Here is a 24,993-nt window from a genome sequence, read left to right as displayed (position 1 = left end):
CCACGGATGTATATCGAAGCTTAAAAACCGGCAAGTGACGTACAAATTCGATATGTCTACACCAAACGGTACCGGGGACGACGGTACCGACCTCGCTGACGAACCGACGACCGTCTATGACCTCGCGGCTGGCTGTACGCTCGACGATGTTGACTCCGGCGAGAAGTACGTCGGCACCGTCAACGGTGTCGTCGAATACGGCGTCTTCGTCGACCTCTCGGATTCTGTCGCCGGGCTTGTTCACTCCTCGAATCTCATCGGTAGCTACGATGTCGGTGACGAACTGATTGTCGAACTCGCGGAGGTCAGACCCGACGGCGATGTGAGCTTCGCAGAGGTCCAGCTTGCGGACCACTCGCGGGAACGCGTCGGGCCGGGACAGGGAGTCACCGCAGAGACGCTGTCCGACGCGGTCGGTGACGAGGTTCACCTCGACGGGAAGGTAATCCAGATAAAACAGACCGGCGGCCCGACCATCTTCCAAGTCAGGACCGCCTCGGGGGTCGTCCCCTGTGCCGCATTCAAGGAAGCGGGCGTCCGTGCCTTCCCCGACATCGAACTCGATGACATCGTTCGCATCTCCGGGACTGCCGAGGCACGCGAGGGGTACACACAGATAGAGGTCGACGGCATCTCCGTCCTTGAAGACGAAGCGCGTGCGGCAGTCACCGAGCGATTCGAGGAAGCCGACACCACGGACCCGGCAGCGGTCGAGCCGCTGGTCGAGTGGCCGGCCTTCGAGAAGCTCCACGAGGACCTGCAGACCGTTGCCGCTCGCCTCCGAGAGACCGTTCTCGAAGGGCGTCCGATTCGGATGCGCCACCACGCCGACGGTGACGGACTCTGTGCGAGCGTCCCACTTCAGTACGCCCTCGAACAGTTCATCGAACAGACCTGGGAGGACCCGGAGGCGTCCCGGCACCTGCTCAAACGCCTCCCGAGCAAGGCCCCGTTCTACGAGCTCGAAGACGTGACGCGCGACCTCAACTTCGCGCTCGAAAACCGCAACCGCCACGGGCAGAAGCTGCCGCTGTTTTTGATGCTCGACAACGGGAGTACCGAGGAGGATACGCCGGCTTACCGTAACCTCACCCACTACGATGTGCCGATTCTCGTCGTCGACCACCACCACCCGGACCCTGAGGCCGTCGAAGGTCTCGTCGAGAAACACGTCAACCCGTACCTCTACGACGAGGACTACCGCATCACGACGGGCATGATGTCCGTCGAGCTGGCACGGATGATTGCGCCGGACGTGACCGACGAACTCCGTCACGTTCCCGCAGTGGCAGGACTCGCGGACCGCTCCGATGCCGACGCAATGGATGATTTCCTCGACCTGGCACGCGAGGAGGGGTACGACAAACACCGGCTCGTCGATATCGGTGAGGCCCTCGACTACGCCACCTACTGGCTGAAGTACAACGACGGCCGGGAGCTGGTCAACGACCTGCTCAACGTCAACTGCGACGATACCGAGCGCCACGAGCGACTGGTCGACCTGTTCACGGAGCGCGCAGAGCGGGATGTCGAGACACAGCTCGATGCGGCCATGGAGCACGTCACCCGCGAGGAACTCGACAACGGCGCACACCTCTACCGAATCGACGTCGAGAGCCACGCGCGGCGGTTCACCTACCCCGCACCGGGCAAGACGACCGGGAAGATTCACGACCGGAAGGTCGAGGAGACGGGCGACCCCGTCATCACCATCGGCTACGGACCGGACTTCGCGGTGCTTCGCTCCGACGGCGTTCGGCTGGACATCCCCGAGATGGTCGCCGAGCTACAGGAGGAGGTCCCCGGCGGCGGCGTCTCCGGCGGCGGCCACCTCGTCGTCGGCTCTATCAAGTTCGTCAGCGGCATGCGCGAGACTGTCGTCGACGCACTCGTCGAGAAGATGGCCGACGCCGAAATCGACGAGGAACTCGGCAGTTCGGCGGTCATCTCGGAGTAACCAACCGGCGCGTCGGATTCTGCGCACAATCCGCGACTACTAAGAGCGTTCCCCGTCTGGGGACGACTATGTCCATCAGTCTCGACGACCTCGAATCACATCTGTTCAAATGCGCCGATATCATTCGAGACGCCGTCGACCCGACTGACTACAAGGAGTACATCCTCCCGCTGGTCTACTACAAATCCATCTCCGACGAGTTCGAGAAACAGTACGAGGACAATCTCGACGAGTACGGTGAGGACTTCGCTCGTCGGAAGCGGCTGTACGAGATTCCTGTCGTTCCCGAGGGTTACCTCTGGGAGGACTTGCGGGCGGTCTCGGACAACGTCGACCAGACGCTCAACGAGGCCTTCGACGCGCTGGCCGAGGCCAACCCCGACCTCGAAGGCGTCTTCCGGGCTGACTACATCGACGCCGATGCGCTCGACGACGACCGACTCGGACGCCTCGTCGAGCACCTCTCGAAGTACGACCTCGACCGCGACAGCGTCCCGCCGGACATGCTCGGCGAAGCCTACATGGACCTCGTGCGCCACTTCGCCGAAGAGGAGGGTAAGTCCGGCGGCCAGTTCTTCACACCACCGCACATCGTCCGGCTCTGTATTCGTCTCGTCGACGACTTCGAGGACGGCGAGGATTTCCACGACCCGACAGTCGGCTCGGGTGGGATGCTCACCGAAGCCGCCCAGTACTACCAGAACAAGCAGGGCGGCGACCCGTCGAAGCTCACCTTCACGGGGCAGGAAATCAACCCCGACATCGCCGCCATCGCCAAGATGAATCTCTCGATTCACGGACTCAAGGGGGAGATTGCCCGCGAGGACTCGCTCTCTGCGCCGCAGTTCACCGACGACGACGAACTCGACCGCTTCGATTACGTGCTGGCCAACTTCCCGTTCTCGGCGGACTGGGCGAAAGACGACCTCCAGGACGACCCCTACGGACGCTTCGACTGGCACGAGAAACTCCCCCGCGCCGACCGGGGCGACTACGCCTTCATCATGCACATGGCGAAGCAGTTGAAGCGGCCGGAGCGGGACGGCACCGGCGGGAAAGCCGCCATCGTCATACCCCACGGCGTCCTCTTCCGGAAACACGAGAGTCGGTATCGGAAACCGATGCTCGAAAACGACCTCGTCGAGGCCATCGTCGGGCTACCCGAGAATCTGTTCCAGAACAACTCAATTCCCTCGGCGATTCTCGTCTTGAACGCCGACAAGCCCGAAGAACGTGAGGGCGAGGTCCAGTTCATCCACGCCGCCGACGAGGACTTCTACGAGGAGCTATCGAACCAGAACGAACTCACCGACGCGGGCGTCGACCACATCGTCGAGAACTTCCGCGAGTGGGCCACCGAGGAGCGCGTCAGCCGAACGGTCGACATCGAGGAGATTCGAGAGAACGACTACAATCTGAATATCGCGCTGTACGTCGACACCACCGAACCCGAGGAGGACATCGACGTGGAAGAGGAACTGACGAAACTGCGGAAGTTGCAGGCCGAGCGCGACGACATCGAGGGTCGGATGACTCAGCACATGGAGGCGCTGAACTATGAGTGAGCAGGACTCGACACTTGACGACTTCACCAAAAATGAAAATGACTCCGTCGAAGAAAACACCTCATCAACTCAACTGAGAGAAGAGGGATTCCTCACTTTGCCTTACGACTGGGATATCTCAACGGTCCGCAAGGCCGCCAAACAAGATGGCCTTGTCGACGGAGACTGGATTGAATCTGATGACATGGACGAAACAGGTGAAATTCAGCTTGTTCAACTCGGTCATCTTGGCGAAGGACAGTTCAAGGGAGAACCAGACCGTTTCATTACAGAAGAGTTTGCAGAGGAAGAAAACTGTACCATTCTTTCAGAAGGTGACCTTCTTATTTCCCGAATGCAGGCACCGATTCTAAGAAGTTGTCTCCTTCCAACATTTGATTATGACAGCATAATGGCTGTAGACATCGCTCGTCTCCAACACACCGACAATTGGAATCGGCACTTTCTGAAGTTTCTATTTAATTCACGGCCCATCTGGAAACAAGGTCGCGCCTGGGCAAGTGGCACAACTCGAAAACGAATCAGCCGGACAAACATGGAAAAAATCCGGCTCCCTCAACCAACACTCGACGAACAGCGCAAAATCGCCACCGTCCTCTACACCATCGACGAGGCCATCCAGAAGACCGAAGAGATTGAAAGCCAGCTACAACAAATCCAGAAAGGACTTGTCAAGAAATTCCTGAGCGAAGGCATCGATGCCACAGAGACGAAAGAGACCAATACGAAACTCGGCACAATTCCGAAACACTGGAATGTAGCTACCATCGAAGAAATCCTCGCTGACGAAGATAATGCATTTACTGACGGTGCTCGATATTCTCTTTCTTCCGAAGAAATCCATCCAGAAGGTGAAGCTCGTGCTATTCTTCTCGAAGAAGTCGGCGAAGGTGAGTTCAAGGATACAACACCAAAATTCGCCACACAGGAAAAGTACGAAGAAATCACACACCGTGCGATCTATCCCGGAGAAGTCGTCGTCGCCAAAATGGCTGAACCGGTCGCCCGTGCCTGTATCGTCCCCGACACCTACGAGAAATATCTTCTCGGCTGTGCCGATGTGGTCCGGATTGTACCTAACGAGGAAGTTGATGACCGTTTCCTCATGTACTGTATGAACTCCCACAAGGTCTGGCGTCAAGCAGTCGCTCATCTCCGTGGGACTGGTCGTAGTCGGATTAATCTCGAAAATATTGCTGAATTGAAAATACCGAAACCACCACTACCTGAGCAAAAACGAATAGCTGAGATACTTCACGACTACGACCGACGAATCGAAAACGAACGTGAGTATCGAGACCAACTCAAACGCCTCAAACAGGGCCTCATGCAAGACCTCCTCTCCGGCGAGGTCCGAACCACCGACGCCGACATCGAGGTTCTCGACGAGGTTCGCCAGCACGGGTAACACAGCCGAACACATCTGCGCTGTTCTCTGAGAAACTCCCTTCCGTGTCGAAATCTGCCTCATATTAAGCTACACCCGGTACAAGACTTAAGCCTCTATCTGAACTATTAGGTCATATGCGAACTCAAAGCTCAGACAACGCGGGAGAAACCCAGAGCGAGGCGTCGGTTGGGTTGCCGATTCCAATCAGAGACGCCAGCCTGTTCAAACACAGCGCGAGCGCCCCCGTCGTGAATTTCCTCGCGGACAATCCCGAATTCGACCTCTCGGTGCGCCAGCTCGCACGCGTGACAGACGTGAGCGCCCGCGCGACTGCCGACGCGGTGGACGCATTGGCGGCCAACGGCATCGTCGAGGTCGTTCACGAGGGTAACGCCCGACGGGTGCGGCTGAATCGTGCTCGGTTCGACAACCCCGGAGACCCTGTCGAACGAATCCCACAGGTGCAGTACCGCACACCGGTCCGGATCGCTTGCCAGTACCTCACCGACGAACTCCAGGAGGTGCTCGGTATCGTTCTCTTCGGGAGCGTTGCCCGTGGCGAGGCCGACCGTCAATCCGACATCGACCTCTGGGTTCTCGTCGCTGACGACCTGCTCGAACAGCGCAACGCGGCAAATACACTCGCGCGGAAGCTCGAAGAACTGCAAATCCCACCCTCAGTTGCGCTGCTCGAAGCACAGGATCGTGACTTTGACTCGCAGTGGCCGGCGATGCGACAGCGACTGGAGGCCGACGACCGCGAGTGGGCCTCGGCCCAGCGCCACAGCTTCGAGTTCGTCGTCGAAACGCCACAGTCGATCCGCCAGCAGTCCACACGAGTCAACACACGACGGCTGTTCGGCGAGGGAATCACGATTCGATCCAGCGACGGACTCGACAGCGTCAAACGTGAGGTGCTCCGAGATGAGTGACCCCTCGGCTGTGCTCGATCGACTCGACGCCGCCGAAGACGCCTTCAGCCACGCCGCTGGTCGTCCGGCGTTCGAACCCAACGTGAACGCGGCACCCGACGCTGACGCCGGCGAAGTCGCGCTTCAGAAAGCCTGTCGGCTGCTCACCGTCGCGCACGATCTCGAACAGGTAGGCGACTACTACGGCGCGATGCTGGAGTCGTCGTTTATCGCCATCGAACATACACTGCAGTCGTATCTGCTCACACTCACGGGCGTCGCGGAACACGACCTCCGAGACCACGACCGACCCTACGAACTGGCAAAAGGCCGCGTTCCTCTGACAGCTGACACCATCGACCGGCTCGAAACGCTGTACGATGCCAGACGGACTGATCACTACTACGGCACAACCGTAACAACACGCAAGCAAGCGACTGCGATGCGAGACCTCGGATCTTCCGTTCACGATCATATCGTCGGCTTTGATCAGACGCTTGGGACGTTCTGTAACTGTCTAGATAACCGATAAACACATCCATCTGGCAAGAAAACTCCACGCCATGGTTCAGACTCCCAACGAGAGCGGCGTCGAACTCTCCGTTCTCTCGTGGCTCGACGCTCTCGGCTGGGAAACACACGGACAAGACGGCGGACGCGGCGCACGCGTTCTCGACAACGCTTACGACCGCGACCACCACGAAGTCATCTACTGGGATTTGCTCGCCGAGCAGGTCGTCGAACTCAACGACGCCGTCACCGAAGACAACGTCGAGAAGTTCATCTCCTCACTCCGACGCGACCTCGACCACGAGAATCTGATGGACGGCAACCGCCATTTCCACGAACTGCTCACCAAAGGCAAGACCTTCTCGGTCCAGCAACCCGATGGCTCGACAGAGTCTGTCTATGTCGATCTCGTCGACTTCGACACACCTGAGAACAATCGCTTCCACGCTGTCAATCAGTTCTCGGTCTCGCGGGGCCAGACCATCCGACCCGACATCAATCTCTTCGTCAACGGTATCCCCATCGTCACGATGGAACTCAAAAGCGTCACGCAGGATAACGACTACTGGAACGCTATCGACGACCTTCAGGACTACGAGAGCGACGTGTCACGGCTGTTCGTTCCCAGTCTATTCACCATCGCCGCCGACACGATGGAAGTGCGCTACGGCGCTGTTGGCGCACCTGCTGAGTTCTATATGCCGTGGAACGACGCCCCCGAACAGTACCAAGACGACAACGAGAACAAGCGAGCAATACAGGCAATCTGCAATCCCGAAACCTTGCTCGACCTGCTCAAAAACTTCGTCTTCTACGAGGAGCAACCCGGCGGGACGGCCAAAATCATCCCTCGGTACATGCAGTACTACGCCGTCAACCGCATCCTCTACAGGGTCGAACGCGGCGAACACGACCGGGGACTCATCTGGCACACACAGGGGTCGGGCAAGTCGTTCACCATGCTCTACGCCGCGAAGAACCTCCTGTCCCGGCCTGATATCGTTCGCAATCCACAGGTGTTCATCATCGTCGACACGGACAAGCTCAACAGCCAGATGCGCGACCAACTGGCGAACCTCTCCTTGGAACGTTGGACTGAGGCCGACAGCATCGATCACCTCCAGCAACTCATCGAAGACGGCCAGAGCGAACTCGTTCTCACCACCATCCAGAAGTTCGCGGACGTGGAGCCAGAGAGTCAGGGCAACGACAATGCCATCGTCATGTCCGACGAGGCTCACCGCTTCATGGAAGCCGACCTCGGTAGTCGTCTCGAAGCCGCCCTGCCCGACTGCTCACACTTCGGTTTCACTGGCACGCCCGTCCGCGAAGGCGAACGTCACGAAGATCGCAATACCTTCCGTGAATTCTCACCCGACGACGAAGAGTACCTCCATCGCTACTCGATCAAGGCAGGAATCGATGACAAACTCATTCTTCCGGTCTACTTCACCCTGCGTCACGAGATGGTCTGGGACATCGACGAAGCTGCCCTCGACGAAGCATTCGAAGCCGAGTTCTCCACCATGTCCGCCGAAGAGAAACGAGAGTTCATACAGGATAACGTCACCAGCAAGACCATGGCGGAACTCGAACCCCGCGTCGAGAACGCAGTCGCAGAAATCGTCGACCACTACACCGAGAAGGTCCAGCCCAACGGCTGGAAAGGCATGGTCGTCACACCCAGTCGCCGCTCTGCCGCGATGTACGGGGAACGACTCATCGATCACCTCGGTGAGGATGCAGTCGAAGTCCTCTACACCGCGACCGACGACGACCCAAATCTCATTCAGCAATTCCACACCGACAACGAACAACGCGACGACATCGTCTCCCAGTTCAAGAAAGAGGAGGACCCGAAACTCTTGGTCGTCCACAATATGCTCCTGACTGGCTTCGACGCTCCAGTTCTGAAGACGATGTATCTCGACCGGAATCTCAAAAACCACAACCTCATGCAGGCTATCGCTCGAACCAATCGCCCCGCTGAAGGCAAGGAAAACGGCGAGATAGTCGACTTCCAAGGTGTCTTCGAGAACATCGACGACGCGCTCGATTACGACACTGAAACGAAGACGTACGCGGCTCGCGACAAAGAGGACCTCTACGACGACCTCGTCGAGCAGCTCGAACAGGTCATGGATCTCTTCGGTGGCATTCCGAAAACCGATAGTCAGGAAGCCACCAGTGCGGCAATCGAACGGGTCAGTACCCATCCCGAACGCCGGGAGTTCACGCAGGGCTTCCGTCGCCTACAGAATCTCTACGAATCAGTCGCCCCCGATGGCCGACTCATTACCGAAGGCATCCAGGACAAATACCAGTGGCTCAGCAAAATCCACGTCGGCTTCCAGCGCACTACCAGTGGACAGGACAATCCCGAAGAAGAGATGCGCGAGAAGACACGAGACATCCTCAACGAAAACGTCGACATTGAGGACATCAAACGTGACTTCCCGACCTACAAACTCGGCGAAGAGTATCTCGAAGATGTCGAAGACTTCGATAATCCTGGCGTGAAAGCCTCGCAGGTCGCGCACGCGACGCAGGAACACCTGCACCCACGGATGAACCAGAATCCACGCTACAAACGCCTCAGCGAGCGCGTGACCGACATCGTCGAACGCTGGCAGGGAGACGACCTCTCGGACCCCGACGCCGTCGATGCCCTCAAATCCGTCGAAGAGGATATCCTCAGAGTCGAAGACGAAGCCGAAGAACGCGGCATGGAACAGGCAGAATTCGCCATCTACACCCACCTGACCGAGGAAACACCTGATGCTATCGGCTCTGACGAACAGGCCGAAGCGATTGCCGAGGACATCGTCGTCGAGTTCGACCAACGTGTCGACCGAGAGTACGACGGCTGGGAAACCAACGAACAGACAATCAGCGAAATTGAGACAATCCTGCTCGATGTGCTGGTCGTCGACTACGACCTTGGCGAACTCCTCAAGGGAGACGACGACGTAACCGACGCTATCCGGGCCTATCTCATCGAGAACTATGCCTGAAACCACCGGGCCACGCGAGCGCGAGCTTCTTGGCCAGACGGTCAGCTACGACATCCGCTACAGTGACGACGCAACACAACCTCGCATCGACGTTGATATCGATGGCGTGCGCGTTATCCTGCCAGCCGATAGCGACGATGACCCCGGAGCGCTTCTTGAAGAGAACGCTGCCTGGGTTATCGAGAAAAAACAGAAGTACGACAAATATCGCGAACAGGTTCCCGACCGGTCGTTCGAGGAGGGCACTAGCTTCCCGTATCTCGGAGAATCACACCGCATCGTCATCGAACAACGACCAGCTTCCGATGTGCTCGACGGTAAACTCTGCCTCGCACAGCATCACGTCGAACAGACCTCGGTGAAACGCGCCCTCGAAACGCTCTATCGACGGAAAGCTCGAAATCACTTCGAAAATCGAGCAGCTCAGCTCGCCGACGAGATGGGCGTGGAATACGAACAGATCGAAATTAGAAACCAGCGCACGAAGTGGGGCAGTTGTTCAACAAACGGAACGCTCGGGCTGAATTGGCGGCTGATGATGGCACCAGCCGACGTCATCAACTACATTATCATCCACGAACTGGCTCATCTTCGAGAACCAAATCATACCACTGACTTTTGGGACATTGTTGCTGAATACGACCCTGAGTATCGAGCACATGCAGAATGGCTTGATGAGCATAGTACCCAACTGATATTCTCTAACGATGACTTGTAGCTCTCGTCATATTTTTGTGGCTACCGGCGTGCAGTAACCTGGCTGGCCGTAACCAGATTTTACTGCGTACCTATTCCGATCACAAAATAATATGTTATATAACGGAAATTACCCATCGAACTCGATACGCCGACCGACCGCAACAGCACCCAGCGCACCGACCAGACAGCCCAGCACGTAGCCGACCGGCATTTGAGTGTCGTCCTGACGCCAGTCACGCTCAAAGACGCTACCGAAGTACTCCCCGACCGCCTCGCCGTCGAGTAACAGCCCGACCTCCCGGTTGTTACGCAGCGAGTTGTTCCCCCAGTTGATGCTGCCAACGAACGTCTGCTCACCGTCGACAATCAGTCCCTTCGCGTGAATCTTCTCGAAGCTACCGGCTGGCTCTGCAATTTTGACCGACAGTGGGAGATCGTCTGCGGCTGCCTGCTCTTCCAGCCACCGTTTCATCTGGCGGTTCTCCTCCTCGACGTACCACGCCCCAGAGAGAAGAATCCGGACGCGGACGCCCCGCTGAGCCGCCCGTAAGGTTGCTTGCAACAGGGGCACGTTCCGGCCGCCGATACGGACCTGTTTGATGTCGAGCGACTCTTCGGCCCGGTCGATTGTCCGAACCAGTGTCTCTTCGGCGTTGTCCGGTGCGACGAGGAGTCGCGTTCTCTCGACCGGTAGCTCTGTGGCCTCGAAGTTGCTCGGGTATCCGCCGTCGGCACGTTCGTCGTCGGGTACTGTGTCCGTTTTTGTCTCTTCCCACGGTTTCGTATCGGCCCACGAAGCGTCGGCTCGGAATGTCTCGACCAGCCCCTCGACGATAGCCGTCTGGCCCGTGATTGTCGCCCACCCGCGGCTCGCCTTGCCGCCGGTCCCTGCTGGCTTCCAGTTCTCGGTCGTTACGAGCGCTCGCCCGTCGACGACGGCGTATTTCGCGTGGTGGTACCGGTAGCGCGCGGGGTCGCCCGCAAAGACTCGAACAGAAACGCCCGCATCGACGAGCGCATCGAACGCCGCCATACCCTCGTCAGTCAGTCCGCCGACTGGGCTGGCCTCCGCAAGCACCGCCACGTCGACGCCTCGGTCGTGGGCAGCGATGAGTGCGTCGACCACCCGGTCCGAGGTTACTGTGTAGCCTGCGAGTCGGATTCGCTCGGAGGCACTCTCTAGGAATTCGACCGCCCTGTTGGGGCTGTCCGGGAGAACGAATGTCTCCACGGTCCCGCCACGCCCGGAGACGACCGGTCGGTCGGTGCGCCCGAGTGGCTTCCAGGCATCTGTTTCGGCGTCGTACGCTTCGCCTTCTGGGGCGCGGCCGTAGGTGACTTCGTCCACGACGGACCCATTGTGAAGGAGCCGGAGGCGTTCACCACCGTTTGCGAGCTGGATGTCATCTGAGAGCTCGCGTACAGGTCGACCAACGAGAGACGTCGTGCGCTGTGGGTGAGTGGAGAACACCACAGCGGACGAGTTTCCCCAGGTGTCATCAAGTCGGACAGAACGCTGCTCATCGGCCAGCCTGTACTGCGATAGGTTCGTACCGGGTGGAACACGAACTGTGACGAACTCGCCGTGGTCTCCGTCTGCAGTCGGGTTCGGATAGAGTTCGACGATTTCCGGCCCGGCTGGTCCAGTCGTGGCTGTCGACAGACCGGCGGGCAGGCAGAGACACCCAACCAGAAGGATGGCCGCTACACGGTACACGCGAGGGGCTGTTCCCGGGATACTATATAAAAATCTGCACCGAGCCGACAAACAGCGGGTCTGCACTCGGAAGCTTGATGGGTAGTGACCTCCTGACTCTGTGGATGTGGTGGCGATGACGAAACGTTACCCCCACTGAGCCCCTTCTGACGAGGACTTCCAAGCCGAGCCACCATCTCTCGAAATCAGGGACAGAATACTTACCAGACGGTTTTACCACGTCCTGATGTTACGAAAATCTTAAATGTAAATTTTCTCAACCTGACAATCTATACTCTACGTGAACGACGATGTCGTCTGAAACATAGAAAGATCAAGAGAACACCTCACATGAGTTTTCTTCCGACTTGGCCCCGAAAAAAGACATTACAACTTCTCGTTAGAATTAATACCAACCAGATGAAACTGATAGATTGCGATGTACGACTTGACAGGATTTCAGCGTGACTTGTTGTATATAACCGCAGGGATGAACGAGCCACACGGCCTTGCAATCAAAGAGGAACTCGAGGACTACTACGGGACAGAGATTCAACACGGGCGACTCTATCCCAATCTGGATACGTTGGTCGACAAAGGACTCGTCGAGAAAGGCGAAATCGACAAGCGGACCAACTCGTATACCGTGACAGGTCGGGGCCAGCGCGAACTGGAGGCCAGAGAGGAGTGGAAGCGCAACTACATCGAGGTGTAGTCCCGAGACCGCTGTTGCTGGCACCACCCGCCCGAAGCCGCAAAGAGCGTCCCTTGTTGAGAATCCATTCACTATCTTTCGGTCAACTCTGGACTGGCTCGACAACACACGCGTTAAGTGGTCCGGTACCGCAGTCACGTGTACTCGAATGGGCTACACACCGCACGTGCTGGTCATCGGTGGTGACGTCCTCGCAACCGCAATTGCCAGAGACCTCGCTATCCGCGGACTCGATGTAACGCTCGCCACACGGGATACACTGGGAGCCGAATCGCCAGCCGAATTTGGCGTCCTCTACAGCGGTGCTCGGAACGTAACACGCGAGCCACTGGCACGACTCCTCTATCGCGAGAGCCAGACTCTCCAGCAGATAGCGGACGGCTGTGTCGACGAAACAGGGGGACTGATTGTCTCGCAAGACCGGGAACGACTGGAGGAACTACACGAGGCTGCGGAGTCGGCCTCAATTCCAGCGCAAGCTATCGACGGCGAGACGCTTCGAGAGCAAGAGCCCGGCCTGTCTGAGGACATAGAGCTGGGTATTTCAGTTCCGGACAGCGTCGTCGACCCGTTCAGGCTGACGCTGGCAAACGCGAAGGGGGCCAAAGAGTACGGGGCAACAATTAGAAGCCGAACGGCAGTGACCGAGGTTGCCGTCGATGAGGGAACAGTCGGGACGGTCCGACTCGCCCACGACCCGTCCCCAGATGCAGAGTTCGAAACAGCACAGGCGGTCACAGACGGGGGGAAACCCGGTGTCCCTGGCGGGACAGACCAGACGATGCCAGGTGAGGCCGTCGAAACCTCAAAACAGATCGAAGAGCGCGAGACAGAGGAGATTGACCCGGATTACGTCGTCAACGCGGCTGGCGGGCGGGCCAGAGAGGTGGCATCGCGTGCCGGTCTCGACATGCAGATACCGACAGTCGTCGAAAGTGCGGTCCTCCTCGATGCGAGTCCGGTCGATACCGTACTCACTCGGTATGGCCCGGACGGCGATGAGACGACCGTCAGACCACACCAGGATGTCGTGAGGGTCGGAACGGCGGTCTCGGAGAACGGAGAGATGTCTGCCTCGGTTTCGGCAGTGAAAGCGTTGCAAGCCCAGACGGAAGGAATGATGCCTGCCGTGGGTGATGCAGCGATGCTCAGAGCCGACTCCGCACGCCGTCTCCGGAGTGCCAGCACAAACACCGGCCACGAGCACAAACTACTGGACCACGGTGACCGGGACGACTGCTGGGGGATGACGACGGTCGCGGGCGGTTCGCTGACGACCCACCGATACGTCGCCGAGCAGGTCGCCGACGATATCTGCACCAAATTCGGCATCCGCCGGGAGTGCCAGACCGACGAGATACCACTCCCAGCGGTGGACCCACTCGGCGTGGCGACCGACAGGCGAGCGGAAGGTCCGGTCGTCTGTGACCAGCAGTCGGTGACACAGGCAGACATCGAAGCCGCGTTCGAGGCGTGTGATTACCCCGACCTGACCGAGGCACTGCTCCGGATGCGAACGCCGGCGCACAGCCCTGTCGAGGGTCGCTGTGCGTACAGGCTCGCAGGAGTTCTCTATCCCGAGTACGAGGAATCGGTCGTCTCTGGGGCCCTGCGTGACTTTCTCGACAGACACTGGGCGACACAGCGACCGGTCCTCGTCGGCGACAGGCTCGAAACCGCTGCGCAGACGTATCGGTCTCACGTCGAAACGATGAATCTCGGAGGTAGCGTGCCCGTGATTGACCCCGACGACATGGACGATGAAACGAGCGACCGAGAGACAACAGACCGTCCGGACGGTGGAATCGACCTCGCCTCGTTCGCTGACGGACGAGACACCGCTCGCAGGGAACCACCGCAGGTCTGTGAGCGAACGACCGGAGGTGAGCTGTCACGATGAGTCGAGTTGTCGTCGTCGGCGCCGGTATCGGCGGCTGTTTCGCTGCGCTGTCGGCCAAGAACACCGACCCGGACGCCGATGTTCATCTGCTCGCAGTCAAGCCCGACCGATACCGCTACGAACCCGGTACCGTAGATGTGCTTGGCTCGGTTCCTGATGAGGAGAAGCCTGTCGTGAGACCCACAGAACGAATCGGCGCGCTTCCAGCGGAGCATCCCTACAAGCTGGTCGGAGAGGAGGGCGTAAACAGGGCACTCGACTACCTCGATGACGTGCTTCGGTACCGGGGAACCGACAGGAACGCGCTCGCGCCGACGGTCACCGGTGGTATCCGACCGACGTATCGGTATCCGGCAGCAGTCGCCGCTGGACTGGTCAGCAGCCAGCGACCCATGCATATCGTCGGGCTGGAGTCGGTCACTCACCTCGACGCCGAACTGGCGGCCGAGCGGCTCGATTCGGCGCTCCCGTTCGACGTGAACGCCTCGACCGTCGAGTTCCCCGTCGATTCTCCGGAGACGCCGCCTCTGGAGGGGTTCGCGCAGACACTCGACGAGAACAGCGACACAACCGAGGGAACGCCAGTCCGTGAGGCACTGGCTCGACGGGTCCGCCCGGCGCTCGATATCGAGGCCCGGGTTGGATTTCTGCCGGTACTCGGCCTCGCCGCCCACGACGAAATCCGCACGGAGCTAGAATCTCGGCTCCAGGCCGACGTGTTCGAGATTCCCGTCGGAGAGCCGAACCTCCTCGGTATCCGCCTTCGAGAACAGTTGTTCGACGCCGTCGAAGCGGCCGGTGTCGAACTAACCCGCGCGTCCGTGACCGACTGCTCCACGGTCGGAGGGTCGATACGGTCGGTCTCGGTTGACGGTGCCGACAGCCAGCGAACAATCGAAGGAGACGCGTTCGTTCTGGCGACCGGCGGCGTGGCTGCTGGTGGGCTCGTTGGCACCGGAACCGAGGTGATTGAGCCAATCTTCGACTGTCCGGTCGACTACCCCGATACCCACAGGGAGTGGGCTGCGGAGGGCCCGCTGGATGACCACGCTTTCGCCCGATTCGGCGTCGATGTCACGCCGTCTCTCAAGCCGTCCGTGGATGGTGACCCTGTGTTCGAAAATCTCTTTTCGGCTGGCAGTGTGCTCGGCGGATACAACTTCGTCGAAGAAGGCGCTCGGACGGGCGTGGCGGTCGTCACCGGCTACGAGGCGGGGCGCCGGGCTGTCGACCGGTAGCTACGTCTTGGGATACCAGGCAAGCGGGTGGTCGGACTTCAGCGAGACCGCGACTGGTTGCTCGTGTTCGAAGGTTTCTGCGTGGTTGTGGAGGCATCTGACAGTTGTGCCGCTTTCGAGCTCGACCTGGTAGACGAAGGTTGGGCCGTTGTACTGGCGGTGGACGATGTGGCCGTCGGCGGTCGCCTCGTTACACGGAACGGCTTCGAGGTCGTCGGGCCTGACCAGTACGTCGATCTCGGCCCCGTTGTAGGCGTCGACCGGACCGTTGAGCTTCTCGGTTCTGAGCGTTCCCAGCTCCGTCTCGACGATGTCGTCGATGACACGGCCCGGGAGGAAGCTCGCCCGACCCAGGAAACTCGCGACAAACCGGGATTCGGGGTTCTCGAAGACGACTTCGGGTTTGCCGACCTGTTCGAGTTGTCCGTCGTTCATAATTGCGACGCGGTCGGAAATCGACAGCGCCTCTTCCTGGTCGTGTGTGACCGATATCGCCGTCACGCCTGCCTGCTTGAGAATTCGCCGGACCTCTTCGCGCATCTCGATGCGCAGCCGGACATCGAGATTCGAGAACGGTTCATCGAGCAGGAGAACGTCGGGTTCGGGGGCGAGCGACCGGGCCAGCGCGACACGTTGCTGCTGGCCGCCCGAAAGCTGGTCAGGTTTTTTCTCTCGGTGGCCGAGAAGGCCCACGAGTTCCAGTAGTTCCTCGGCACGGTCGCGCTTGGCCTCCTCGTCCCAGTTCTTGATGCCGAAGGTGACGTTCTCCTCGACAGTGAGATGTGGAAACAGCGCGAAGTTCTGGAAGACGAGGCCGACATCGCGTTGCTCCGATGGGACGAACGACTCGTCGTCGGCGACAGTCGAATCGTCGATACGAATCGAGCCCTCCGTTGGTCGCTCTAGGCCCGCAATCATCCGGAGCGTCGTCGTCTTCCCACAGCCAGACGGCCCTAGCAGCGTCACGAGCTCTCCTTGCTCGACAGAGAGCGAAAACGAATCGACGGCACACTCCTGCTCGTAGGTCCGTGTGAGCCCATCAATCTCGAGAACAGTCTCCGAGGACGCCCGTGTCTCGGAGTCGACGACCGGCATCTCCGCGGTCTCAGACGTAGTTTCTTCGTAGACGTTGGTTTGACTCATATTCGAAGGGTACTGTGTCACTCTCTCGCTCGAATTAGGAGGACACTGTCTGTATGTTCTAGAGTTTTAGGGGTGCCAAAAGAATCTATCGGTATTTCCCAGGTGGCGAAGACCGGCAGAGAGTGGCTGTTCGAAGGGCTGACTCCTGGACCCGACTACCAAAACCTACACAACAGCCCGGACGGTGGGTATGACATGGACGTTGCAGTACTTGCGGCATCGATGACACCGTTCGGCGACCGCGAGGCGTGGGTCAACGAGCTCGCGACAGAGGCGGCGCTTGCTTGTCTCGACGGCGCGGGTGTCGAGCCCGCTGCGCTCGACCACCTCTATCTCTCGAACATGGCAAGCGGCGAGTTCGAGGGCCAGACCGGCGTTATGAACGCCCTCGCTCACGACATCGGCGCAGTTCCGGCCTACGCCCAGCGCGTCGGCCAGACCTCTGCCTCCGGCGGCGCGGGGCTGTACGCGGCGTGGCAATCGGTCGCCTCGGGAGCCAGCGAGATGACGCTGCTGGTCGGGGCAGAGAAGATGACCCACCAGACGACCGGCGAAGCAGGCGACGTTATCGCCTCTCTCACCCACCCCACCGAGTACGCCCATGGCGTGACTCTCCCCTCGTTCGCCGGACTGGCTGCCCGGCAGTACCTCGACCGGTTCGACGCACCCCGGGAAAGTCTCGCCCACATCGCCGTGAAAAACCACGACAACGCCCGCAAGAACCCTAACGCGCAGTTCCGCAAGGAAATCGATATCGAGACCGCACTTGCCAGTCCGATGGTTGCAGACCCGCTCCGGCTGTACGACTACTGTCCGGTCACAGACGGGAGCGCCGCGCTGTTGTTCTGTCCCGCGTCGGTCGCTCGCCAGTACACAGACGACTTCGTCTTGCTCTCCGGCGTTGCTGGGGCGACCGACACCCACGTGGTTCACGAGCGCGATGACCCGACCTGGATGAGCGCAGTCGCACAGAGCGGCGAGCAAGCCTTCGAGATGGCTGGAATCGGTCCCGAAGAGGTCGATATCGCCGAGCTACACGACATGGTGACGCTGCTCGAAGCGCTCCAGCTCGAAGCGTTCGGATTCGCTGAACGCGGTGAGGGATGGCAGTACGCGATGGACGGAACCACGACCCTCGACGGCGAGCTTCCGGTGAACACCTCTGGGGGACTGAAGGCTCGCGGACACCCACTCGGGGCGACCGGTGTCGCACAGGCGGTCGAGATATACCAGCAGCTGATGGGCACCGCCGGGAAGCGCCAGGTCGAGGCCGAGGTTGGACTCACCTGTAACGTCGGCGGCTTTGGAAACTGCGTGACAAGCGCGGTGCTGGAGGCCGCAGAATGACTGCCGAGACGACGCCGCAACTCCTAGCCCACGCCTGCGAGAGCGGCCACGTGACGTACCCGGCACACCCCCGCTGTCCGGACTGTGGCAGCGAACAGACCGATACCGTCGACCTGACGGCGGAGACGGGAACCGTCGTCTCCTGGACAACCGTCGAGTCGACACCCCCCGGTGTTCGAGAGCCGAACACGCTGGCACTCGTCGAGTTCTCGCATGACCGAGGACAGGTCAGGGTTCTTGGGGGCACGACCGCCGATGTCTCTCTCGGCACGGAGGTGACGCCGGTCTACGTCGAACAGCTACGGGACCCCGAACAGAGCGTCCGAAATGGGGCCGACCAGCCCTGGGACGGCTTCCGATTCGAGCCGGCGTAGTCAACGCTGTCCGTGACCAGTACACGTAAGTGTCGTCGTATGTCACTTTCTCGCATGGACGGACGAGCAGCCGCGCCAGCCGCGGGGACGGTGTTGAACGCACTGGCAACAGGAACCGGGTCGGCGTTCGCAATCGGCCCCGAGGTCACGGCGACAGTAACGCTCGGCAAGGGGTCGGTGAGTGGCACTGTTGACGGTGTCGACGACGCCGACACTCGCCTTATCGAACGATGTGTTGAACTCGTCACCGAAACGTACGGAGACAGCCAGGGGGGAACAGTCCGGACGGACAGCGAAGTACCACTCGCCTCGGGACTGAAATCCTCCAGTGCAGCAGCGAACGCGACGGTGATGGCGACGTTGTCGGCGCTTGACGCTGCCGACGAGGTCACGCGCACCGAAGCGGCCCGTCTCGGCGTTGAGGCCGCCCGCGATGTGGGTGTGACTGTCACCGGGGCCTTTGACGACGCCAGTGCGAGTATGCTCGGCGGCGTGACTGTGACAGACAACGACCGCGACGAGTTGCTCCATCGAGCCACCCGAGAGTGGGACGTGCTGGTCTGGACCCCGCCCGAGCAGGCTTTCAGTAGCGACGCCTCCGTCGAGCGGTGTCGTCGAGTCGCTCCAGTCGCTGATCTGGTCGCCGATCTTGCACTCGACGGCGAGTTCAAGCGTGCGATGACGGTCAACGGCTTCGCGTTCTGTAGCGCGCTGGGGTTCAGCCCCGACCCGATACTCAACGCGTTACCCGACGTGACGGGTGTCTCGCTGTCGGGAACGGGACCCAGCTTCGTCGCTGTCGGCGACGCTATGGACCTCACGGCGGTGCGCGAACGATGGGACGAGCGACCTGGGACCACACTGCTTACTACGACACAGAATGACGGTGCACGTATCGATGACTGAGACAGATACCGTCGACCCCGAGTCGATGAGCCTTGAGGAACTGCGCGCGGAAATCCGGAGCATCGACCAGGAGCTCGTCGAGCTCATCGCCCAGCGAACGTATGTCGCCGACACCATCGCCGAGGTCAAAGCACAGCAGGGGCTGCCTACAGTCGACGAGCAACAGGAACAGGCGGTGATGGACCGCGCCGGCGAGAACGCAGAGCGCTTCGACGTGGACGCCAACCTCGTCAAGGCCACGTTCCGGCTGCTCATCGAATTGAACAAGGTCGAACAGCGCGAGAATCGGTAGCTTCCAGTAGGATTTTCTCCCGGGCGGCCATTGGATCGCTCATGAAGGCAGTTCAGTTCACCGACCACGGCGAACGAGATGTCATCGCGTACGACGACCACGCCACACCGGAGCCCGAACGCGGCGAGGTCCGTGTCGAGATGCGGGCGGGCGCCCTGAACCACCTGGACGTCTGGACGCGGCGCGGGCTACCAGGTCTTGACCTCCGGATGCCACACATTCCCGGCAGCGACGGCGCCGGCGTCGTCGAGTCGGTCGGCGAGGGCGTCTCCCGGTTCGAGCCCGGCGACCGCGTCGCTGTCTCGGCGGGCGTGAGCTGTGGCGACTGTGAGTTCTGTCGGCGCGGCGAGCCGACGCTGTGTGTGAACTATCACATCATCGGCGAACACGTCCGTGGCGTCCACTCCGAGAAGGCAGTCGTCCCCGCTGATAATCTCGTCTCCGTCCCGGAGCATGTCGAGTGGGAGACCGCGGCTGCCGCGCCGCTGGTCTTCCAGACGGCCTGGCGGATGTTGTTGACCCGTGGCGAACTCTCGCCCGGGGAGTCGGTTCTCGTCCTCGGAGCGAGTGGCGGCGTTGGTCACGCCGCGGTTCAGATTGCGGACTACGCCGGCGCGGAGGTGTACGCCACCGCCAGCACCGACGAGAAGCTGTCCTACGCGAGCGAGATTGGTGCCGACCACGTCATCAACTACGAGGAAGACGACTTCGCGGCCGAAATCCGGGACCGGACCGGAAAGCGTGGCGTCGACATGGTGGTCGACCACGTCGGCGCTGCGACCTGGCACGACTCCATCAAGACCCTCGCCCGCGGCGGCCGTATCGTCACCTGCGGAGCGACCACCGGCGGCCGGCCCAAGACCGACATCAACCGCATCTTCTGGAACCAGCTCGACATCATCGGGTCGACGATGGCGACGCCCGGCGAGGTTGACGACGTGCTCAAACTCGTCTGGGACGGGACCTTCGAACCACGCATCCGCGAGACGCTGCCGATGAGTGAGACAGCTGAAGCACACCGACTCCTCGAAGAACGTGAGGGTTTTGGGAAGGTAGTCGTAATCCCAGACGAGCTGTATGACGGATGAGCCAGCGGAGACGACCGACGACTCGCCCGGCGGAGGAAGAGAGCCGCCAGAGTACCCCAGCTATCGGCCGCCAGACCAGGACTCGTTCGACTGGCGGGGCTGGCTGCTGGTCGGCGTTGTCGTCTTCTCGTTTCTCGTGGTCCCCGCCGCTGTGCTCTATCTCCCGTACGCACAGGACCTCATCGCCCGAGTCGGCATCAGCTGGCGACAGGCCTATCTCACGCTGCCGATGATTCCGGCAATCTTGCTCGGCGCTGTCTCGATATGGGCTGCCGTTAGCTCCCGCAAAGAAAACTGAACGTCAGTTACTCGTCGTCTTCTTCGTCCTCGTCGACATCCTCGAAGTCTGCGTCGACGTACTCTTCACCGGCATCTGCACCGGCACCACCCATACCGCCAGGACCGCCGGCTGCGCCGCCCATTCCACCGGGGCCGCCGGCAGCGCCGCCCATACCGCCGGGACCGCCGGCCGCGGCACCCTCTCCGGCCTGGTCCTGGTACATCTGTTTCCCAATCTCCTGGAGCTCCTCGGAAAGCTCTTCTGCGGCATCCTCGAGCTCCTCTTTCGTTGCGTCTTCGTCGTCGACGACTTCCTGGAGGTCCTCGACTGCGGACTCGATGGTCTCGCGGAGGTCCTCGTCGACTGCCTCCTCGTTCTCCTCGAGAAGGGTCTCCGCGCGCTGGATGGTCGCCTCGGCCTCGTTGCGGGCCTCGATGCGCTCGCGGCGCTTTTCGTCCTCTTCGGCGTGTTTCTCGGCCTCTTCCTGCATCTGTTCTATCTCCTCGTCCGAGAGGCCCGCGCCGCCCTCGATGGTAATCTCCTCGCTCTCGCCAGAGCCTTTGTCCTCGGCGCTGACGTTGACGATGCCGTTTTCGTCAATCTCGAAGGTCACTTCAATCTGGGGGGTTCCGGCGGGCGCTGGCGGGATGCCGGTCAGGCTGAACTCACCGAGCAGTTCGTTCTCCTCGGCGATTTCGCGTTCGCCCTGGAAGACACGAATCTGGACCATCGTCTGGTTGCCCTGGGCGGTCGTGAAGATTTTGGACTCCTCGGTGGGAATGGAGGTGTTCTTGTCGATGAGTCGCTCGAAGAGGCCGCCTTTGACCTCGACACCGAGCGAAAGTGGTGTCACGTCGACGAGCACGATGTCGTCGACATCGCCCGCAAGTACGCCACCCTGGATTGCCGCGCCCAGCGCGACGGCCTCGTCGGGGTTGACGTTCTTCTTGGGCTCTTTGCCGGTCAGTTCCTCGACTTGCTCCTGTATCATCGGCATCCGCGTCGAGCCGCCGACGAGAATGACCTCGTCGATGTCAGATTGGGCCAGGCCTGCGTCTTCGAGCGCGGTTTCCGTCGGTCCGACGGTCCGCTCGACGAGGTCGCTGGTCAGAGACTCGAATTTCGCCCGGGTCAGCGAGGCCTCGAGGTCTTTCGGGCCCTCGTCGTCGGCCGCGATGAAGGGGAGATTGATGGTTGTCTCCTTGCGGTTCGAGAGCTCGATTTTCGCCTCCTCGGCGGCCTCAGTGAGCCGCTGGAGGGCCTGGCGGTCCTCTCGAAGGTCGATACCGTGTTCGGCCTCGAAATCGTCGGCAAGCCAGTCAATGACGGCCTGGTCCCAGTCGTCGCCGCCGAGATCGTTGTCCCCGTTGGTGGCGACGACCTCGTAGACGCCGCCCCCGAGGTCGAGAATAGAGACATCGAACGTGCCGCCGCCGAGGTCGTAGACGAGTACAGTCTGGTCGGATTCGTCGTCGAGGCCGTAGGCCATCGCTGCGGCCGTCGGCTCGTTGACGATGCGTTCGACCTCGAAGCCGGCGATCTCGCCGGCGTCTTTGGTCGCCTGGCGCTGCCGGTCAGAGAAATAGGCCGGCACCGTGATGACCGCACGCTCGATTTCCTCGCCGAGGTAGTCCTCGGCGTCGCGTTTGATTTTCTGGAGGGTCATCGCCGAGACCTGCTCGGGGGTGTACGCTTCGCCGTCGAGGTCAACGGTGTAGTCGTCCTCCCCCATGTGTCGTTTAACTGACTCGATTGTGTTGTCGGGATTCTGGACGGCCTGATTTTTGGCCGGTTTGCCGACAATCTGTTCGCCGTCGGAGAACGCGACAACGGAGGGAGTCGTCCGTTCACCCTCGCTGTTGACGATAATCTCCGGATCACCACCCTCCATAACCGCGAACGCGCTGTTCGTGGTCCCAAGGTCGATACCGAGAATCTTGTTGCTTGCCATGTTATCAGTAACTATCCGACTCGGTCGGTTAAAAGTTGCTAGATGCGCCAGACGTGTGTCGCCCACACAAGCCGTCATCCCGGGGATTTACCGCGGTAAGCGGGCGCTCCCCCAAAGATTATAGTTGCACCGCAAATCTACCGTTACTCCGTCTCTTCCTGGTCGCTGAGCGAGCCGTCACTGACGGCCACCTGTGCGGGACGAAGAACCTTCTCACCCATCACGTAGCCGGACCGATGAATCTGGGCGACGGTGTCCTCGGGCTGGTCCGAGGCGATGGTGGCGAGTACTTCGTGTCTGCGTGGGTCAGTCTCCTGTCCAACCTCGGGTTCGATTGGCTCGACGTTCTCGCGGTCGAGTTGCTGGTCGAACTGGTCGAGTGTCGATTCGACGCCGCCTCTGATGTCCGTGTCTTCATCCTGTTCCAAGGCGCGTTCGAGGTTATCCCGCACATCGAGCAGGCGGGTGACAAAATCCTCGGTGGCGCGCTGTTTTTCCTCTTCGAGGCGCTTTTTCTGTCGTTTCTTGTAGTTCTGGAAGTCGGCCTGCTTGCGTGCGAGTCTGGATTCGAGGTCCTCGGCCTCCGCTCTGGCTGCTTCGAGCTCCGAGCTGCGTCTGTCGAGTTCCGCCCGCAGCACCGCAACGGTCTGGGCTAGCTGTTCGGTCTGGGTGGATTCGAGCGCGGTCACGAGCTCGTCTGGGACAGTCACCTCGGCTGGGTCGAGTTGTATCTCGCCCTCGCTGTCGGCCTCCTCCTCAACTGTGCTGTCGTCTGCGACGATATCCGCGAGAACCTCGTCGATATCTTCTTCCGGTGCCTCGGCCAACTCCGAGAGAAACGCCGACACAGAGTCGGGCGCTGGCCCCGCCTCGTCTTCGACCGTCTCTCCGTCGGCGGCTGCGTCGTCCGCCACCTCCTGCTCGTCGGCCGCTTCTGGCTCTGTATCCTGGTCGTCTGCGTCCTGCTCGGTCATATGCGATACAACACTGTTCGAAGATAAAAAGGGCGCGACACCAGACGACTCGGCGAGTGATGGATATATGTCGCTCCCGGTCCAGCTATCATGTATGCAGACTCACATCGTCCCGGTCGGCTTCGACTACGACCGGGTTATCGCGCCGCTCGTGCGCGAGCAGATGGATGTCGACCACGTCGTCCTCCTCAAAGGTGACGTGGGAAGCCAGGCCAACGTCGAGTACTCCCGCCAGCTCGCCGAGAAGCTCGAACAGGACTTCCGGAGTCTGCTCGGCGCAGAGACCGAGCAGTACGTCATCGGCGACGTCTACGATTACGACGGTGCCTTCGAGCAAGCGTTCGACCTCATCCAACAGGAACTCGACCGAGGTGAGAGCGACGAAAGCGAGGTCTGGGTCAACATCTCTGCCATGCCACGGACGGTCTCATTTGCGTTCGCGATAGCGGCCCACTCCATCATGGTCGAGCGCGAGTCCGACCGCGACCGCATCCATACCTACTACACCGTTCCGGAGAAGTACCTCGAAACCGAGCTTGCAGAGGAGCTGCGCACCCAACGGGACCTGCTCGAAGAGCTCCAGGACAGCGAGCAGCCAGCGGAGGGGATGGACGACCGCATCGACGACCGACTCGAAAGCGCACAGCAACTGCTCTCGGAGTTCGACGAACGGGGGACGACAATCGGGGCGAAAGAAATCGACGGGAGCCATGTCGTCGAGCTCCCTGTTGCCTCGTTCTCGAACGTCAAGCCATTCGAGGAGGTGATTCTGTTCACACTCGGCGAACACGGGGCATTCGACTCGGTTTCGGAGCTCGCACAGCAACTCGCCCGAGAACTGGGCGAGGAGTATACCGACTCCTTTCGCTCCAAGGTCATCTACACCGTCGACAGGCTCGGCCCCGGCGGGAAGGGGTATATCGAACAGGAATCCGATGGAAAGTCCTACCACACGAAGCTCTCCCGAATCGGGCGGCTCTGGGTCCGCGCACACTCCGGGCGCGGCCGCGAGGGTCAGGAGCACAACTCCCAGCCGCTGTAGC

General features: G+C 60.5%; 21 protein-coding genes. 17 read left to right on the top strand and 4 right to left on the bottom strand.

Annotated features, from left to right (window positions below):
* Positions 1 to 52: 52 nt before the first annotated feature.
* From han to OSC37_RS01135, 7 genes are all read left to right on the top strand, one after another.
* Positions 53 to 1,957 carry a Hef-associated nuclease gene (gene han / locus OSC37_RS01165; protein ID WP_267162773.1) on the top strand — a complete coding sequence of 635 codons (1,905 nt, stop codon included), beginning with the start codon at positions 53 to 55 and terminating at the stop codon, positions 1,955 to 1,957.
* Between the two features lie 68 nt (positions 1,958 to 2,025).
* The gene (locus OSC37_RS01160; RefSeq protein WP_267162772.1) at positions 2,026 to 3,522 is read left to right on the top strand and encodes a type I restriction-modification system subunit M; all 1,497 of its coding nucleotides are present in this window, start codon (positions 2,026 to 2,028) and stop codon (positions 3,520 to 3,522) included.
* On the top strand, positions 3,515 to 4,930 hold the full coding sequence (locus tag OSC37_RS01155; protein ID WP_267162771.1) for a restriction endonuclease subunit S: 1,416 nt from the start codon (positions 3,515 to 3,517) through the stop codon (positions 4,928 to 4,930). Before OSC37_RS01160 ends, OSC37_RS01155 begins: the two co-directional genes overlap by 8 nt.
* A gap of 116 nt (positions 4,931 to 5,046) precedes the next feature.
* Positions 5,047 to 5,844, top strand: coding sequence for a nucleotidyltransferase domain-containing protein (locus tag OSC37_RS01150; protein WP_267162770.1), 798 nt, complete (start codon positions 5,047 to 5,049; stop codon positions 5,842 to 5,844).
* Positions 5,837 to 6,355, top strand: coding sequence for a DUF8154 family protein (locus OSC37_RS01145; protein ID WP_267162769.1), 519 nt, complete (start codon positions 5,837 to 5,839; stop codon positions 6,353 to 6,355). Before OSC37_RS01150 ends, OSC37_RS01145 begins: the two co-directional genes overlap by 8 nt.
* A 31-nt stretch (positions 6,356 to 6,386) precedes the next feature.
* Complete coding sequence (locus OSC37_RS01140; protein WP_267162768.1) at positions 6,387 to 9,347, top strand: type I restriction endonuclease subunit R; 2,961 nt, start codon at positions 6,387 to 6,389, stop codon at positions 9,345 to 9,347.
* Entirely contained in the window at positions 9,340 to 10,065 is a 726-nt protein-coding gene (locus OSC37_RS01135) for a M48 family metallopeptidase (protein WP_267162767.1), read from the top strand. Before OSC37_RS01140 ends, OSC37_RS01135 begins: the two co-directional genes overlap by 8 nt.
* 108 nt (positions 10,066 to 10,173) lie before the next feature.
* Here OSC37_RS01135 and OSC37_RS01130 read toward each other — a convergent pair whose 3' ends face one another.
* Positions 10,174 to 11,763 (bottom strand): phospholipase D-like domain-containing protein, encoded by a 1,590-nt coding sequence (locus OSC37_RS01130; protein WP_267162766.1) that lies wholly within the window; start codon positions 11,761 to 11,763, stop codon positions 10,174 to 10,176.
* Between the two features lie 418 nt (positions 11,764 to 12,181).
* Here OSC37_RS01130 and OSC37_RS01125 point away from each other — a divergent pair, with 418 nt between their 5' ends.
* From OSC37_RS01125 to glpB, 3 genes are all read left to right on the top strand, one after another.
* Complete coding sequence (locus OSC37_RS01125) at positions 12,182 to 12,457, top strand: helix-turn-helix transcriptional regulator (RefSeq protein WP_267162765.1); 276 nt, start codon at positions 12,182 to 12,184, stop codon at positions 12,455 to 12,457.
* A gap of 148 nt (positions 12,458 to 12,605) precedes the next feature.
* Positions 12,606 to 14,357, top strand: a complete 1,752-nt coding sequence (locus OSC37_RS01120; protein WP_267162764.1) for an FAD-dependent oxidoreductase — start codon at positions 12,606 to 12,608, stop codon at positions 14,355 to 14,357.
* The gene (gene glpB, locus OSC37_RS01115; protein ID WP_267162763.1) at positions 14,354 to 15,595 is read left to right on the top strand and encodes a glycerol-3-phosphate dehydrogenase subunit GlpB; all 1,242 of its coding nucleotides are present in this window, start codon (positions 14,354 to 14,356) and stop codon (positions 15,593 to 15,595) included. Before OSC37_RS01120 ends, glpB begins: the two co-directional genes overlap by 4 nt.
* On the opposite strand, the gene OSC37_RS01110 is transcribed toward glpB, so the two are convergent.
* Positions 15,596 to 16,738 carry an ABC transporter ATP-binding protein gene (locus tag OSC37_RS01110; RefSeq protein WP_267162762.1) on the bottom strand — a complete coding sequence of 381 codons (1,143 nt, stop codon included), beginning with the start codon at positions 16,736 to 16,738 and terminating at the stop codon, positions 15,596 to 15,598. It lies immediately after the preceding gene.
* 195 nt (positions 16,739 to 16,933) lie between these two features.
* Between OSC37_RS01110 and OSC37_RS01105 the strand changes: the two genes are divergently transcribed.
* The 6 genes from OSC37_RS01105 to OSC37_RS01080 are packed head-to-tail and all read left to right on the top strand — an operon-like array spanning position 16,934 to position 21,043.
* Positions 16,934 to 18,085 (top strand): thiolase family protein, encoded by a 1,152-nt coding sequence (locus tag OSC37_RS01105; protein WP_267162761.1) that lies wholly within the window; start codon positions 16,934 to 16,936, stop codon positions 18,083 to 18,085.
* A complete protein-coding gene (locus tag OSC37_RS01100; RefSeq protein WP_267162760.1) occupies positions 18,082 to 18,459 on the top strand; it encodes a Zn-ribbon domain-containing OB-fold protein in 378 nt (125 codons plus the stop codon). The genes OSC37_RS01105 and OSC37_RS01100 overlap by 4 nt, the downstream gene beginning before the upstream one ends.
* 54 nt (positions 18,460 to 18,513) lie before the next feature.
* Positions 18,514 to 19,365, top strand: coding sequence for a shikimate kinase (locus OSC37_RS01095; RefSeq protein WP_267162759.1), 852 nt, complete (start codon positions 18,514 to 18,516; stop codon positions 19,363 to 19,365).
* Positions 19,358 to 19,657: a chorismate mutase gene (locus OSC37_RS01090; protein ID WP_368409508.1), complete on the top strand. Its 300-nt coding sequence runs from the start codon at positions 19,358 to 19,360 to the stop codon at positions 19,655 to 19,657. The genes OSC37_RS01095 and OSC37_RS01090 overlap by 8 nt, the downstream gene beginning before the upstream one ends.
* Positions 19,658 to 19,698: 41 nt before the next feature.
* Positions 19,699 to 20,745, top strand: coding sequence for a zinc-binding dehydrogenase (locus tag OSC37_RS01085; protein ID WP_267162758.1), 1,047 nt, complete (start codon positions 19,699 to 19,701; stop codon positions 20,743 to 20,745).
* Positions 20,735 to 21,043: a DUF7977 family protein gene (locus tag OSC37_RS01080; protein ID WP_267162757.1), complete on the top strand. Its 309-nt coding sequence runs from the start codon at positions 20,735 to 20,737 to the stop codon at positions 21,041 to 21,043. Before OSC37_RS01085 ends, OSC37_RS01080 begins: the two co-directional genes overlap by 11 nt.
* Before the next feature lie 7 nt (positions 21,044 to 21,050).
* On the opposite strand, the gene dnaK is transcribed toward OSC37_RS01080, so the two are convergent.
* Entirely contained in the window at positions 21,051 to 22,976 is a 1,926-nt protein-coding gene (gene dnaK / locus OSC37_RS01075) for a molecular chaperone DnaK (protein ID WP_267162756.1), read from the bottom strand.
* Positions 22,977 to 23,119: 143 nt separating this feature from the next.
* Complete coding sequence (locus tag OSC37_RS01070; protein WP_267162755.1) at positions 23,120 to 23,950, bottom strand: nucleotide exchange factor GrpE; 831 nt, start codon at positions 23,948 to 23,950, stop codon at positions 23,120 to 23,122.
* A gap of 94 nt (positions 23,951 to 24,044) precedes the next feature.
* Between OSC37_RS01070 and OSC37_RS01065 the strand changes: the two genes are divergently transcribed.
* Positions 24,045 to 24,992: an HFX_2341 family transcriptional regulator gene (locus tag OSC37_RS01065; protein ID WP_267162754.1), complete on the top strand. Its 948-nt coding sequence runs from the start codon at positions 24,045 to 24,047 to the stop codon at positions 24,990 to 24,992.
* The last annotated feature ends 1 nt before the right edge of the window (position 24,993 follow it).

The sequence above is a fragment of the Halovenus salina genome (assembly GCF_026410925.1).
GTDB lineage: Archaea > Halobacteriota > Halobacteria > Halobacteriales > Haloarculaceae > Halovenus > Halovenus salina.
This window is presented reverse-complemented; position numbering and strand designations above follow the sequence as displayed.

Coding starts and splice junctions, on each gene's coding strand:
- OSC37_RS01065 (WP_267162754.1), top strand. CDS start 24,045: ATGCAGACTCACATCGTCCCGGTCGGCTTCGACTACGACCGGGTTATC.
- OSC37_RS01090 (WP_368409508.1), top strand. CDS start 19,358: ATGACTGAGACAGATACCGTCGACCCCGAGTCGATGAGCCTTGAGGAA.
- OSC37_RS01095 (WP_267162759.1), top strand. CDS start 18,514: ATGGACGGACGAGCAGCCGCGCCAGCCGCGGGGACGGTGTTGAACGCA.
- OSC37_RS01070 (WP_267162755.1), bottom strand. CDS start 23,950: ATGACCGAGCAGGACGCAGACGACCAGGATACAGAGCCAGAAGCGGCC.
- OSC37_RS01150 (WP_267162770.1), top strand. CDS start 5,047: ATGCGAACTCAAAGCTCAGACAACGCGGGAGAAACCCAGAGCGAGGCG.
- OSC37_RS01135 (WP_267162767.1), top strand. CDS start 9,340: ATGCCTGAAACCACCGGGCCACGCGAGCGCGAGCTTCTTGGCCAGACG.
- OSC37_RS01110 (WP_267162762.1), bottom strand. CDS start 16,738: ATGAGTCAAACCAACGTCTACGAAGAAACTACGTCTGAGACCGCGGAG.
- OSC37_RS01080 (WP_267162757.1), top strand. CDS start 20,735: ATGACGGATGAGCCAGCGGAGACGACCGACGACTCGCCCGGCGGAGGA.
- OSC37_RS01100 (WP_267162760.1), top strand. CDS start 18,082: ATGACTGCCGAGACGACGCCGCAACTCCTAGCCCACGCCTGCGAGAGC.
- OSC37_RS01120 (WP_267162764.1), top strand. CDS start 12,606: ATGGGCTACACACCGCACGTGCTGGTCATCGGTGGTGACGTCCTCGCA.
- OSC37_RS01140 (WP_267162768.1), top strand. CDS start 6,387: ATGGTTCAGACTCCCAACGAGAGCGGCGTCGAACTCTCCGTTCTCTCG.
- OSC37_RS01105 (WP_267162761.1), top strand. CDS start 16,934: ATGGACGTTGCAGTACTTGCGGCATCGATGACACCGTTCGGCGACCGC.
- glpB (WP_267162763.1), top strand. CDS start 14,354: ATGAGTCGAGTTGTCGTCGTCGGCGCCGGTATCGGCGGCTGTTTCGCT.
- OSC37_RS01160 (WP_267162772.1), top strand. CDS start 2,026: ATGTCCATCAGTCTCGACGACCTCGAATCACATCTGTTCAAATGCGCC.
- OSC37_RS01155 (WP_267162771.1), top strand. CDS start 3,515: ATGAGTGAGCAGGACTCGACACTTGACGACTTCACCAAAAATGAAAAT.
- OSC37_RS01125 (WP_267162765.1), top strand. CDS start 12,182: ATGTACGACTTGACAGGATTTCAGCGTGACTTGTTGTATATAACCGCA.
- han (WP_267162773.1), top strand. CDS start 53: ATGTCTACACCAAACGGTACCGGGGACGACGGTACCGACCTCGCTGAC.
- OSC37_RS01145 (WP_267162769.1), top strand. CDS start 5,837: ATGAGTGACCCCTCGGCTGTGCTCGATCGACTCGACGCCGCCGAAGAC.
- OSC37_RS01085 (WP_267162758.1), top strand. CDS start 19,699: ATGAAGGCAGTTCAGTTCACCGACCACGGCGAACGAGATGTCATCGCG.
- dnaK (WP_267162756.1), bottom strand. CDS start 22,976: ATGGCAAGCAACAAGATTCTCGGTATCGACCTTGGGACCACGAACAGC.